The 14,981-nt window shown below is 42.3% G+C and carries 6 protein-coding genes; all 6 read left to right on the top strand.

All coding sequences use genetic code 11. From position 1 onward, the window contains the following. The first annotated feature begins 58 nt into the window (after positions 1-58). The 6 genes from D0C36_RS01120 (at position 59) to D0C36_RS01145 (ending at position 14,978) form a co-directional block, all read left to right on the top strand. Positions 59-2,422 (top strand): ABC transporter permease, encoded by a 2,364-nt coding sequence (locus D0C36_RS01120; RefSeq protein ID WP_117389753.1) that lies wholly within the window; start codon positions 59-61, stop codon positions 2,420-2,422. 100 nt (positions 2,423-2,522) lie between these two features. Further along, positions 2,523-4,916, top strand: a complete 2,394-nt coding sequence (locus D0C36_RS01125; RefSeq protein WP_117389754.1) for an ABC transporter permease — start codon at positions 2,523-2,525, stop codon at positions 4,914-4,916. Between the two features lie 35 nt (positions 4,917-4,951). Then, positions 4,952-7,309, top strand: coding sequence for an ABC transporter permease (locus tag D0C36_RS01130; RefSeq protein WP_117389755.1), 2,358 nt, complete (start codon positions 4,952-4,954; stop codon positions 7,307-7,309). A gap of 114 nt (positions 7,310-7,423) precedes the next feature. Further along, complete coding sequence (locus D0C36_RS01135; RefSeq protein WP_117389756.1) at positions 7,424-9,829, top strand: ABC transporter permease; 2,406 nt, start codon at positions 7,424-7,426, stop codon at positions 9,827-9,829. Positions 9,830-10,052: 223 nt separating this feature from the next. Continuing rightward, the gene (locus tag D0C36_RS01140) at positions 10,053-12,458 is read left to right on the top strand and encodes an ABC transporter permease (protein ID WP_117389757.1); all 2,406 of its coding nucleotides are present in this window, start codon (positions 10,053-10,055) and stop codon (positions 12,456-12,458) included. Positions 12,459-12,584: 126 nt separating this feature from the next. Next, complete coding sequence (locus D0C36_RS01145; protein WP_117389758.1) at positions 12,585-14,978, top strand: ABC transporter permease; 2,394 nt, start codon at positions 12,585-12,587, stop codon at positions 14,976-14,978. The last annotated feature ends 3 nt before the right edge of the window (positions 14,979-14,981 follow it).

Raw genomic sequence — 14,981 nt, forward strand, 5'->3', positions numbered from 1 at the left:
TTTAGAGTTTAGGTTTTAGAATTTCCTTTATTAAGATTTAGCATTTACACATCATACTATGTTTAAGAATTACTTTAAGATCACCTGGAGAAACCTGATGAAAAATAAAGGTTTCACCGCCATAAACATCGCCGGTTTGGCAGTGGGTATGGCCAGTGCTGCGCTTATATTGTTTTGGGTACAAAACGAGGTAAGTTATGACAGGTTCCACCAAAAGGAAGACCGTTTGTACACCATGTACAACCGCTCGCGCTTTGATGGTAAGTTATGGTGCTGGAATACTACTCCGGAGCCTATGAGTAAATCTCTTAAACATGATTTCCCACAAGTGGAGCAGGCTACCCGCGTAACTGATGCCGGTTTTCTGTTTACCGTTGGTGAAAAGCGCTTAAACATACAAGGTAGTTTTGCTGATAACGATTTCCTGACGATGTTCAGCTTTCCTCTTGTAAAAGGCGATGCTAAAACCGCACTTACGGTGATGAAAAACATCGTGTTAACCGAGTCTACAGCCAAAAGGCTTTTTGGTAACGATGATGCGATGGGTAAAACCATCAAGATAGACAGCGTTGATTATTTTACCGTAACCGGTGTAATGAAAGACCTGCCCAACAACACACGTTTTAAGTTTGATTACCTGGTACCATGGGAGTACAACGATAAGATAAGTAACAGGGGTAAGGAGTCTACCAACTGGGGGAATAACAACGTACAAACCTACATTACTTTAAAACCGGGTGTTACGGAAGATTTCTTTAACTCGCGTGTTAAGAATATTACCCGTTCGCATTCGGATATTAAGGATATCGATGTATTTGTTCATCCGGCAAAAAAATGGCGCCTTTACTCTAAGTTTGAAGAAGGCAAGCAGGTTGGCGGAAAAATAGAAACCGTAACATTGTTCAGTATTATTGCAGGTTTTATTTTGTTGATCGCCTGTATCAACTTCATGAACCTGAGTACCGCACGCAGCGAGAAACGCGCTAAAGAGGTGGGCATCCGTAAAGTGGTAGGCGCAGGTAAAGCGAGCCTCATAGCTCAATTCATGGGCGAATCGATAATGATATCATTGATATCAGGCGCAATTGCTTTACTTATTGTAGAGCTATCTATATCAGGTTTCAATACGCTTACACAAAAGCAGTTGTTTATTCCGTTTGGTGATGCTTCGTTTTGGTTGGTAGCTATTGGTTTTATATTGTTCACAGGGCTGTTAGCCGGCAGTTATCCTGCTTTATACTTATCATCATTTGCACCGGTAAAAGTGCTTAAGGGTACATTTAAAGCGGCAAACGCAGCTTTTTCACCACGCAAAATATTGGTGGTAACACAATTTACTTTCGCCATTGTGCTTATCATCAGCACCATCATTGTAAAAGAACAGCTTGACTACGCACAAAATCGCGAAACCGGTTATGCAAAAAACAACCTGGTTTATACGATAATGACAGGAGAAATGGGTAAGAACTATAACCTTATCCGTAATGAATTATTGACCAGCGGCGCTGCCACAGCAGTAAGTAAAACCAGCGCACCTATTACCGAGGGCTGGAGCGACACTTGGGATTTTAGCTGGGATGGCAAACACGAAGGCGAAAAGATAGACTTTAACGTGTTTAACACCGATGGCAACTTCACCAAAACCATGGGCCTTAAAATTATTGACGGCCGAGATATTGATGTAACCAAATATCCAAGCGATTCTACAGCTATAATGCTTAACGAAGCAGCTGTTAAAATAATGGGGTTTAAGCATCCTGTTGGACAGATAGTACGTAGTAGCAATGGGAAGCTTACAGTTGTGGGGGTGGTGAAAGACTTCATCCTGCAGTCGCCGTATGAACCCGTTAAGCAAATGGTAATACAGGGGCCATCAACATGGTTCAATGTAATTCATTTTAAACTTAATGATAAGCTAAGCACAGCACAAAGCCTTAAACTGGCCGAAAATGTGTTTGAAAAGTACAATCCCGAGTATCCGTTCGAGTCGCACTTTGTGGACGAGGCTTATGGCAAAAAGTTCCAGGATGAGCAGCGGATGGGCACGCTGGCCTCGTTATTTGCCGGCTTAACCATTTTTATTTCTTGTCTTGGCCTGTTCGGGTTAGCCACCTATATGGCGCAGAACCGCATCAAAGAGATAGGTGTGCGCAAGGTGTTAGGCGCATCGGTAATGCGGGTTACCACCATGCTGTCAAAAGACTTCCTGAAGTTGGTAGGCATCTCTTTCGTTATCTCGGTGCCGGTTGCCTGGTACCTGATGAGCCAGTGGTTACAGAAATATCCATACCGTGTTGAGATAAGTGTTTGGGTGTTTGTGATGGCCGGAGTGTTAACCACCTTGATATCGATACTAACAGTTAGCTCGCAGGCTGTAAAGGCAGCACTTACAAACCCCGTGAAGAGTTTGCGGTCGGAATAGAGGTTAGAGATTTGTTGATCAGAGATTAGTAGTAGCTAATCCTTTAGGATTTAGAATTTCATCAATCAGAGTTTAGTTTTCAGAATTTAATCATAACAATATGATCCGTAACTATTTAAAAACCGCATGGCGTAATATCTTAGCCAATAAGTTTTATGCAACTATCAATGTAACCGGCCTAACGGTTGGCTTATTGGTGGGTATTTTTATGCTGCTTTGGGTGCAGGATGAATTGAGTTATGACCGTTTTAACAAAAAAGCCGATAACATCTACAAAGTAGGAATTGTTGCCGGTACAGGATTAAGTAAGCAGATCTTCAACAACATCATTGCGCCGGTATCAACCTTTGCCAAAAGCGAAATACCCGAAGTTAAAGATGGTGTGCGTATTATGAGTGTAGGCGATGCTCCTTTTAAATACAAAGACAAGGTATTTTACGAAGAGAATTTCTGTTTTACCGATCCTTCTTATTTCTCTGTTTTTGATTTCCCGCTGATAAAGGGGGATAAGCGTAACCCTTTCCCCGACAATAACTCGGTGGTGATTACCGAAAGTACTGCAAAGAAATTCTTTGGGGATGAAGACCCTATAGGTAAAACCGTAACCTTAGGGCAAAATGAACCAGTAGCCGTAACCGGTGTAATTGCCGATTATCCGCAAAACTCAAGCTTTAAATACCATGTGATGTTACCGCTTTCAAGGTATAACGATCTGGCTTATATAAAAAACAAAACCAGTTATGATGGCAAAACCATTGTATCATCAATGGATGCGGATTGGTCGAGCTTCTCGTTCCAAACCTATTTGTTAGCCAAATCAAATACAGACGTTGGTAAATTAGAGAAGAAACTACAAGCAATACATGAGCGCCAAAAGCCTGAGGATGCTCCGGTGCCGTATCTTACCCAGCCGTTACCACAAATGCACCTTTACCAGGCCGATGGTACAGATGGAGGCATGTCGACCGTGCGTATGTTTGGGGTGGTTGCTATAATGATACTGGTTATCGCTTGTATCAACTATGTAAACCTTTCTACCGCCCGTTCAATGCTGCGCGCCAAAGAGGTGAGCATGCGTAAGATCATCGGCGCAGGTAAATTTCAGTTGTTTATGCAGTTTATGGTAGAGACGGCCCTATTGTTTGCCATTGCTGCCGTATTTGCTATTGTACTGATGTACATTCTGTTACCTTATTACAATGAGTTTTCGGGCAAACAGATAGTGATTGGTTTAACCAGCTATAATGTTTGGGCTTGTATCCTGGTTACATTGTTGGCTACTTTAATAGCATCAAGTATTTACCCGGCCATGCTATTATCATCCTTTGAGCCGTTGAAGGCACTTAAGGGTAAAATATCTGCAGGCATAGGTGCTGCGGCGTTCCGTCGCGTACTGGTGGTGCTGCAATTCAGTGTGTCGGTGGTGCTTATTGTAGGCACACTTGTTATAGGCAAGCAGCTTAAATACATCATGACAAAAGACCTTGGTTACGATAAAGAAAACATCTTAACCTTCAACATGCGTTATGATATGCACAAGCATGCCGAAGCAGTGATGAACGAGCTGAAGAAAGACCCATCTATAACTGCGGCGACAGTATCAAGCCGTAACGTGGTAGTTGGCGGCTCATCAACCGGTGATAACGATTGGGACGGCAAACCTAAATCATCAAACCTATGGTTCAACCAGATCCATGGGGATAAAAACATCATCGATTTCTTTAAGATAAATTTGATCGAAGGCAGCAACTTTACTGGTGCGGTAGCCGATAGTTCTCACTTCATCATCAATGAAACTGCCATTAAGGAGATGGGGCTAACCGGAAATGTAATTGGCAAACGCCTCCGTATCCAAAAAATTAATGGTACCATAATAGGTGTAGTGAAAGATTTCCATTTCCAAAACCTGCATAAGAAGATCGAACCGATAGTATTCCAGTATCGCCCTGAAAACTGCTGGCGCGTTTATTTAAAAACCACGAATGGCAATGCACAAAGGGCCATAAACGCAGCTACCGCGGTATGGAAACAATATAATAGTGATGTACCTTTCAACTACGCTTTCCTTGATGATAGCTACCGCAAGCTGTACAGCGATGATAGCAGACAGGGGCAGTTATTCAATATTTTCTCGGCCATTGCAATTATCATTTCTTGTCTTGGTTTATTTGGCCTGGCAACCTACTCTGCACAGGTAAAAACACGCGAGATAGGGATCCGTAAAGTGTTAGGCGCAAGCGTGGCGCGAATTATTACCCTGCTGGCCGCTGAGTTTATGGTGCTCATTATCGTTGCAACGGTTATTGGCCTTCCTGTTGCGTGGTACGCCATGAACAGCTGGCTGCAGGATTTCGCCTACAAAACCAACATAGGGTGGACGGTATTTGCCTTTGCCGCTTTAGGTGCTACGGCAATTGCACTGGCCACCATAAGCATACAATCTGTTAAGGCCGCACTGGCCAACCCGGTAAAAAGCCTAAAAAACAACGATTAAACCAAGTATTTTGACACAATTAACCAACCGGTATCATGATAAAGAATTATGTAAAAATAGCATGGCGCAACCTTGTACGTAACAAGGGTTTTGCGCTAACCAATATCCTTGGGCTAACCATCGGGATGTTATGCACCGTTTTCATCTTTTTATGGGTAAAAGATGAGGTATCATTTGATAAGTTCCATCAAGATCATGACAACATCTACAAGGTGTTGGCTACCCGAGATTTTAAAAACAACGTTTTTACCGATCCCAGCATGGCCATGCCGCTGGCTAAAGCTATTGATGGAGGCAACCCACAAATAAAACATGCTGTTGTAACCACCTATCGCGAGGAGCATTTGGTTGAGTATAACAACACCAAAGTTAAAAAACACCTTTACCAGGTAGGAGAGCAGTTTTTCAATATCTTTAGTTGGAAGTTCACCAAGGGCAGCGCCGCAACCGCGCTGAGTGACCCTAAGAATATGGTGATCACAGAATCGGCTGCCAAATCATTTTTCGGCGATACTGATCCGATAAATAAGGTACTTAAGCTGGATAATGCCAATAACTTTAAAATAGTTGGCGTTGTTGCCGACCCGCCGGGTAACTCAACCTTTCAGTTCGATTTTATTATTCCGTTTGATTACACCAACGAGTGGGTTAAAAACCGCATGAATGAGTGGTACAATTCGTCGCATAACGTATTTGTTCAAACCGTACCTAACGCAAATATGGCGGCTGTTGATAAATACATTGACCAGGTAAAACACAAAAATGCGCCAAACGATAAGATAAGCACCTACTATACCTTCCCCATGAACAAGTGGCACTTGTACAGCGAGTTTAAGGACGGTAAAAACGTAGGCGGTATGATAGAATATGTGCGTTTGTTTACCGTTATCGCGGTTATAATTTTATTGATAGCCTGTGTAAACTTCATGAACCTGAGTACCGCCCGCAGCGAAAAACGTGCAAAGGAAGTAGGTATCCGCAAAACTTTAGGGTCTGACAAAAGCCAATTGGTAACACAGTTCTTCTTTGAATCCATAATCATAGCATTGATCGCATTTGTTTTGGCTGTAGGCTTTGTATTTCTGCTGATGCCGTTCTTTAATACCCTGGTTGATAAAAACCTGCGCCTGAATGTATTTGAGCCTTTCTTTATTTTAGGAGCATTTATCATTATTGTTTTCACAGGAGTTGTAGCCGGAAGTTATCCGGCTTTGTACTTATCATCGTTTAATCCGGTAAAGGTTCTTAAAGGCACTTTTGCTGCTGGCAAAGCAGCGATCCTTCCACGCAGGATATTAGTTGTTGGGCAGTTTGTAATGTCGATATTGTTGATATCAGCAACCATCATCGTTTACCAGCAGATCCAACATATCAAGAACCGCAGTATTGGTTATAATCCAAATAACCTTATCATGATACCTGCGTCTGATGATATCAATAAAAGTTTTGCCTCAATTAAACAGGAGCTGCAGAATACCAATCTGGTGAGCTCTGTTACCCGCACCTCGTCGCCTTTAACCGAGATATGGTGGAAATCGGGTGCACCTGATTATGATGGCAAACCGGCAAATGCCGATATTATTTTCTCGGGGTTGCAGGCTGATGTGGATCTTACCAAAACCATCGGTACCAAAATATTAGCGGGCCGTGATTTTATAGGTACACCTGGCGATACCTCGGTAATGTTGTTGAATAAGGCCGCTGTTGACGCCATGAAGCTAAAGAACCCGGTTGGCATGGTGATGCGTTATGGTAACCGTAAATATACCGTTGCAGGTGTTATTGATAATATGGTGATGGCATCTCCATTTGATCCGGTAGACCCATTAATGGTTTACTATTCACCCAATGGCGCGTCGGCAGTTAATATCCGCTTAAAAGAAGGTGTGGCTCCGCAGAAAGCTATTACCATGCTTGAGGGAATATTCAAAAAGTATAATCCAAAAGAGTTGTTCGAGTATCGTTTTGTTGACCAGGAGTTCGGCAAAAAATTCGCGACTGAAGAGCTTATTAGCCGCGTTACCAACATATTTGCCGGACTGGCGATATTTATATGCTGTATAGGCCTGGCGGGTTTGGCATCATTCACTATAGAGAAGCGTTTCAGAGAAATTGGTGTGCGCAAAGTGTTGGGGGCTACCGTTCGCCAGTTATTAATGCTGATATCAGCAGAGTTCCTTAAACTGGTATTAATCGCTTTTCTGATAGCTGTACCGCTAACCTGGTATTTAATGAGCAACTGGCTGCAAAAATACACTTATCACATCAACGTAAGTATATGGTTATTTGGCGCAGTAGGTGCATTAATATTACTACTCACTTTAGTGGTAGTAAGCCTTAATACCATGAAAGCAGCGCTGGCCAACCCGGTGAAAAGTTTACGTTCTGAATAATTAATCATTGAGCCATTCGCTACGCTGTTATTGGGTCACTGTTTTCTGGAGAAGATCATAGTGACCCAATGCCCAATGACTCAATGACAACTATAATGACTCAATGACGATAGTATGCTAAAGAATTACTTTAAAACCGCCTGGAGAAATTTCTGGAAACACCGCTCAACCGGCTTTATTAATATTGCCGGTTTATCTGTTGGTATGGCTGCTGCTGTGCTCATTTTTATTTGGGTACATAATGAGTTAAGCTTTGATGCAGATGAACCCGGAGCTGAAAACATCTATCGTATAACCAACCATTTGGCGATTTCCAAAAACGAAACCTGGGTATGGGAAAGCTCGCCGTACCAGATGGGGGTAGAGGCAAAAAAAGTAATGCCTGAGGTTGAGGCTGTAACCCGCGTTTTGCCATATCATTGGTTACCAATGTACCTCAACATTAACAATGAATTTTTCGCTGAAACAAACGCGGCATTTGTAGATGAATCGTGGTTCGACGTATTTAAAGGCAGGTTCGTGAGCGGTAACGCCATCGCCTTTAATAAAAACCCATTTAGTATCATCTTGTCGGAGACTAAGGCTAAAAAATACTTCGCCAATCAGGATCCTATCGGTAAAACCATCCGTATCGATTCGGCAGATTACCAGGTGCAGGCAGTGGTTAAGGATGCTCCGGCAAATTCAAGCTTCAGGTTTGATGTATTTGTCCCTATTGCCGCACGGCAGTCAGATCCGCAAGAAAAAAAGAACGATTCCGGGTGGGGTAATTTTTCATATATAACTTTTATTAAACTTAAACCAGGCACTAATATCAAGCATGCCGCTGCTAACCTTAAAAGCATCATCAAACCGCATCGCGATAAAGAAGATAACCTTAGCGTTAGTTTAAGAAACCTAACCACACTGCACTTTGAGAACGACCTGCAAAACTCAGGCCTTATACATGGCGATAAGAAGGTGGTTTACATATTTGTGGTTTTAGGAATTTTACTATTGGTTATTGCATGTATTAATTATGTGAACCTTACCACCGCGCGTGCAAGCTTACGTGCCAAAGAGGTAAGTATTAAAAAGATAGTGGGGGCGGGCCGCAAGCATCTGTTTAACCAGTTTGTGGCAGAGTCTGCAGTGGTAAGCATATTGGCCCTGGTACTTACAGTGATCCTTATCAGTGTTGCACTACCATCATTCAATAGCTTTACCGATCGTAATTTCTCGTTAACAACCGGCTCTGTTTATCTATGGGCCATTATGATAGGTACATTGCTGGTAACCATTGTGCTTAACAGTATTTATCCGGCGTTGCTACTGTCATCGTTTAAACCGCTTAGCGTTTTCCGAGGCGGCAGTGTGCTGAAAATGAAAGATACATCACTGCGCAAGGGTTTGGTAGTGTTACAGTTTACATTCTCTATCTTCCTTATTATTGGCGTTATCACCATTTATCGTCAGTTGACATTTGTGCAGTCGCAAAACCCTGGTTATGACCGCTCGCAGGTAATGTCGTTTAATATTTCCTGGAAACTTTTGAGGGGTTTAAAAGATGAGCAGCAAGCGGCTATTAAATCGGCTTTAAAACAAAGTTTGTTGCAGCAATCATCTGTTGAAGCTGTTTCACTTGTCGGTTTAGGTTCTATACAGGCTAATGATAGCTATTCATCGGGCACTGCTGATTGGGATGGCAGGCCCAAAGACTTTAACCCAAGCATATCTTTTTTTAATGTAGATGGCGATTATGCTAAACTTGTAAAGCTGAATTTTATTACCGGCAGGTGGTTTTTGCCGGGCAAAGCAGATAAGCATAATGTGATTTTAAACGAAACAGCTGCACGCCAGTTTAATCTTCATAAACCTTATGTTGGACAGCGTTTTCTTGCCCAGGGCGAAACCGGCGTTGTGATAGGCGTAGTAAAAGATTTTAGTTTCCAATCTATGCACAACAAGATCTCTCCGGCGATATTTAAATTAGAAGAATTTTGGAGCTACAATTACCTTGTTAAAGTTGCACCGCATAAACAAGCAGACGCCATTAACCGTATCGAAAAACTGTGGAAACAAACCTTCCCGGGCCAGCCATTCAATTACCAATTTTTGGATGAGGAATTCAATAAGATCTATCGCGAGGATGCCAAAGCATCAACCTTAATGTCGGGCTTTGCCATGGTGGCGGTTGTTATTTCCTGTTTGGGTTTGTTCGGTCTGGCAGCTTTCACCGCCGAGCGCCGCGGAAAGGAGATAGGCATACGCAAAGTATTGGGTGCATCGGTATCAGGTCTGGTATCGTTATTATCAATTGAGTTTATCGTATTGGTTTTAGTTGCGCTGGTTATTGCCGCGCCACTGGCTTACTGGCTCATGAATTTGTGGTTGCAGAACTTTGCCTATCGTATATCAATACAATGGTGGGTATTTGTAGCTGCGGGCTTAATAGCTGTATTGATAGCCTTTGTAACCGTAGGCTTGCAAACAGTTAAAGCAGCGATAGCCAATCCGGTGAAGAGTCTTCGTTCAGAATAGAGATCAGAGATTAGTTAATTAGAGATTAGGTAAGAGCAAACTCTAAAAAGCAACTAATCTCTGATCACAAATCTCTAATCACTAATCCCACTGTATCAAAACCGAACACATACTGTTACACTTACGAACGTATGCTTAATTGATTTATTTATATAAATAATTGATAATTAGATTTTTATATAAGTGGCATTTATTTTAGGTTTACAATACAAACTACACTGCCATGATAAAAAGTTATCTTAAAATAGCCTGGAGAAACCTGTTGAAACACAGGGCATTCTCGTTTATCAACATCATTGGGTTGGCATTGGGCATCACGGCTTTCGGCTTGATAGCGCTTTATGTTACCGATGAATGGAGCTACGATAAATACAACACCAAAGCCGATCGTATCTTCCGCGTGGTACAACACGGGCAATGGCAGGGTGGTAAATTCGATATAGCAGTTACCTCGCCGCCATACGCGCCAACGTTAAAATCAGAGTTTCCGCAGGTTGCTGATGCCTGTCGCATCGATGCAGAGGGTGGAAGCAAAATAGTGTACGGTAATAAATCACTTGAAGAGGGCAACATGCTATTTACTGATAACAGTATCTTCAATATCTTCACCTATCAATTTTTACAGGGCGATGCTGCCGATGCGCTTGCCAAACCCAATTCTATAGTATTAACAGAAACCCTTGCCAAAAAAATTTTTGGCGATGATATCTCATCAGTCGTAGGTAAAACATTGCAACTGGGCGATAACCCTACACAAGTAACCGGCGTAATTGCTGATGTACCGGTAAATTCTCATTTCAGTTTCAAAGCCCTGCGCTCGTTCCCGACCGACTATTTTACAGGATACAATAACAACTGGGGTAATTCAAATATGTACACCTATCTGCTTCTAAAAAATGCTGCAGATAGCAAACAAATAGAAGCATCGGGTGAGTCGTTCTTCAATAAACACATCAAAAATGACCTTGGGGCAATGAAGTTTACTTTAGAGCTTCAGCCATTAAAAGATATTCACCTGCGCTCGAACTTAAGCTACGAGTTAGGTACAAACGGTAACATCACTTACGTGTATGTGTTCAGTATTACCGCTATCCTAATACTGGTTATCGCCATCATCAACTATGTTAACCTTACCACAGCGCGTTCATCGGTAAGGATAAAGGAGATCGGCGTACGTAAAGTGATAGGTTCAGACAGGGGCCAATTAGTTACGATGTTCTTTGCCGAGTGCGTATTGCTTACAGTGATCTCTACTATTATCGCCGCAGTACTCATACAATTGATACTTCCGTACTTTAACCAGTTATCGGGCAAAACACTTACGCTGTTCCAATTTGGTAAGTACCAAACCATTGGTTTGTTCATTGGCTTCTCGATAGTTACGGGGGTGCTAAGTGGTATTTATCCTGCACTATTCTTGTCAGGCTTTAAAACCATCCCTGCCATGAAAGGGCAAATGGGTAACCAATTGGCGACTATTTTCTTCCGCAAATCGCTGGTGGTATTCCAGTTCGTGGTGACTATTGTGCTGATCGTTGGCTCATGCATCATCTATCAGCAACTAAATTATTTCCAAAGTAAAGATCTTGGCTTCAATAAAGCCCAAACCTTAACCTTCCACATCAACAACCACGACGTTCGGGGCCGTGTGGATGCGCTGAAACAAGCATTGCTGCAGAACCCGCATATTGAAGCGGTAGGCGTGGCCGGCAACCCAATTGGCAACAATAACATAGGTGGTGGCGATTTTAACCTTGGCCCCGATGGAAAACCAACTGCAGACTCTAAAATTGTACAAAACCTACAGATAGATGAGGATTTTGTCCCTGCTCTACAGATCCGTATGGCAGCAGGCCGTAATTTCTCAAAAGCTGTTACCAGCGATGTTAATGATGCCATCATCGTAAACGAAACACTGGTAAAAGAATTAGGTTGGAAAGAAGCAGTAGGCCGTGTAGTGCGCACCGGGGTTGACGAAAAAGGTAAAGTTTTATCGCGCACCATTGTAGGTGTGGTTAAGGACTTTAATACCTACTCGCTTCAGCATAAAATTGCACCTATGGTGATGGAACTGACTGTAGAGGCTAAAGACAAAGACAACTTGTATATCCGCATAGGTAAAGGCGATGTAAAAGAGTCGTTAAGTTATATTAACAAAGTATATGCTGATTTCGATATCGAGAACAAACCCGAGTTTCATTTCCTTGATCAAAACTTTGCTGCCCAATATCAAACAGAACAAAAGCAGGGAACCATCTTATTAATATTTACCATTCTGGCAATCAGCATTGCATGCTTAGGCCTGTTTGGGTTGGTTACATTTACCGCAAGCCAGCGCGTGAAAGAGATCGGCATCCGCAAGGTTTTGGGCGCCAGTGTAAGCAACATTGTTAGTTTGCTATCTGCCGATCTGATGCGTCTGGTCGGTATCGCCATCATCATATCCATCCCTATTGCATGGTTTGCCATGGATAAATGGCTGCAGGATTTTGCTTATAAAATAAACATCCAATGGTGGGTGTTCTTGTTGGCCGGTGTTGTGGCATCAGTTATTGCTTTGGTGACCGTAAGCACACAATCTATCCGTGCGGCGCTCGCCAACCCGGCAAAGAGTTTAAAGAGTGAGTAAGTTTAGTGATCAGTTAATTAGAGATTGGAGATCAGACCTTATCTCAATTAGCGTTTAAAATCTACGATTTAGAGTTTAGTTTTTAGGATTTCAATAATTAGAATTAAAATTTTTACCCCCTATACCATGTTCAAGAACTATCTGAAAATTGCACTTCGTGGCCTTTGGAGAAACAAGGGTTTTACCTTTATTAATCTGTTTGGCCTCACCATTGGCCTTTGCAGTTGCTTGCTAATAGGCGTGTACATTGTGCACGAACTAAACTACGACAACATGCAAACCAAGGGCAACCGCATTGTGCGTATGATAATGGAGTACAAGTTTGGTGATAAAGGCGAAGCTAAAAAAGGCAACTATACCAGCGTAAAAGTTGCACCTACTTTCCAGCGTAATTTCCCCGAGGTAGAAAGCACTGTCCGCATGACCAATGCTTCTTTGATCGTGAATTATAACGACAAACTGCTTAACGAGAAATCGTTCATGTTTGCCGATTCATCGTTCTTCAAAATCTTTTCTTTCGATCTGATAAAAGGCGATAAAAAAACTGCATTAAATCAAAGTCATAAAGTTATTGTAACTGCATCTACCGCTAAAAGATACTTTGGTAATGATGCCCCTATAGGCAAAGCACTTAAAGTAGGTAACGACAGTATCCCTTACCAGGTGAGTGGCGTAATGGCCGATTGCCCGTCAAACTCGCAGATAAAATTTGATTTCCTGGCATCGTTTTCTTCCTTAAACCTCACCAAATGGGAAAACAGTTACTGGAATGCCAATTACACAACTTTCTTATTACTTAAAGATGAACGTTCTATTGCTACTCTTGAAGCCAAAATAAAGCCATTTATGGATAAAGAAATGGCAGGCGAGGGGGCAAGTATCAATTTTAGCCTGGAACCATTTAAAAGTATCCACCTACACTCGCCGTTTGATGGTTTTGAGCCAAATAACAACATTAAATATATTTATGTATTAGAAGCCATCGCGCTTTTGATACTGGTTATCGGCTGCTTTACTTACGTTAATTTGAACACCGCCCGTTCAATGGAACGTGCTAAAGAAGTAGGAGTGCGCAAAGTTATAGGTGCCGGTAAGAACCAATTGTTCTGGCAGTTTATCGGCGAGTCGGTTATTATCTGCGTAATTGCGGTAATTATCAGTTTCTGCGCCGCAATCGCTCTACTACCGGCCTTCAATAACCTTACCGATAGGCAACTTCCTGTTGAGGCGTTCTTTACTACGCCATTTATTGTTGGTACCATAGCAGTAGTGTTTGCGGTAAGCTTCTTTGCCGGGCTATATCCTGCTTTAGTACTTACTAATTTCCAGCCGGTTAAAGTGCTAAAGGGGGCATTTAAAAATACCACATCAGGCCAGTTTACACGCAAGGCTTTGATCGTGTTTCAATTTTCGGTATCGGTGATACTGATCGCCTCTACAGTCATCATCCAAAAACAATTAGCTTATATCCGTAACAAAAATTTAGGTTACGAGCGCGAGCGTGTTGTGGTATTGCCTTTCGAAAACCGTATGGATGAAAAATTAAGTGTGATACGAAATGAATTTAAGGCGGATAGGAACGTATTGAATGTATCACGCTGCGTAAATTCTCCGGTTAATATTGTGGGTGGTTACAGCATGCGGAATGATGTGATGCCAGAGAGCCAGCAGATAGCTGTTACCGCTAATCCTATTGATGAAGAATATGTTAAAGCAACAGGCCTGCATATTGTAGCCGGAACCGATCTTACCCAACAGGATGTTAAAGACGTAACAAACGAAGATCGCAGTAAGAACATCTATCATTTTGTTATTAACGAAGCCGCAGCAAGAGAACTGGGCTGGACACCGGAGCAAGCCGTTGGCAAAAAAATGTACCTGGATTCGCAACGCCCCGGCTACGTGAAGGCCGTAGTGCGCGACTTTAATTTTGAATCATTACACAGCACCATCAAACCCGTAGTATTATTCCCCGAAGGATGGGGCAACCGGATTCTGGTTAAAATAAGCGGACAAGACATCCCTCAAACCATTGCACATTTACAAGCTACATGGAAAGAGCTGGTTCCTTTCCGCCCGTTCGAGTATCGCTTTATGGATGACGATTTTAACAAGCTTTACAAATCAGAGTTACGCCTGGGCAGTGCACTTAATGTGTTTGCCGGTATTGCCATTGCTTTAGCCTGCATGGGCTTATTCGGGTTATCGGCATATATGGCTAAACAACGTATAAAAGAAATAGGCATACGCAAAGTACTGGGTGCAAGTATCACCAACATCACGGCAACGCTGTCGGTATCATTTATCAAACTGGTGTTGGTTTCTATCGTTATTTCGTTGCCAATTGCATGGTATGCAACCGGACTTTGGCTGCAAGGATTTGCTTACAGGGCAAATGTTAACGTATTTACATTTATACTATCAGGGGCATCGGTGGTGCTTATCGCCATCATAACCGTTAGCTTTCAATCAATTAAGGCAGCATTGGTAAACCCGGTTAAAAGCTTAAAGAACGAATAATTA

The organism is Mucilaginibacter conchicola (genome assembly GCF_003432115.1).
Taxonomy (GTDB): domain Bacteria; phylum Bacteroidota; class Bacteroidia; order Sphingobacteriales; family Sphingobacteriaceae; genus Mucilaginibacter; species Mucilaginibacter conchicola.

Coding starts and splice junctions, on each gene's coding strand:
- D0C36_RS01120 (WP_117389753.1), top strand. CDS start 59: ATGTTTAAGAATTACTTTAAGATCACCTGGAGAAACCTGATGAAAAAT.
- D0C36_RS01125 (WP_117389754.1), top strand. CDS start 2,523: ATGATCCGTAACTATTTAAAAACCGCATGGCGTAATATCTTAGCCAAT.
- D0C36_RS01130 (WP_117389755.1), top strand. CDS start 4,952: ATGATAAAGAATTATGTAAAAATAGCATGGCGCAACCTTGTACGTAAC.
- D0C36_RS01135 (WP_117389756.1), top strand. CDS start 7,424: ATGCTAAAGAATTACTTTAAAACCGCCTGGAGAAATTTCTGGAAACAC.
- D0C36_RS01140 (WP_117389757.1), top strand. CDS start 10,053: ATGATAAAAAGTTATCTTAAAATAGCCTGGAGAAACCTGTTGAAACAC.
- D0C36_RS01145 (WP_117389758.1), top strand. CDS start 12,585: ATGTTCAAGAACTATCTGAAAATTGCACTTCGTGGCCTTTGGAGAAAC.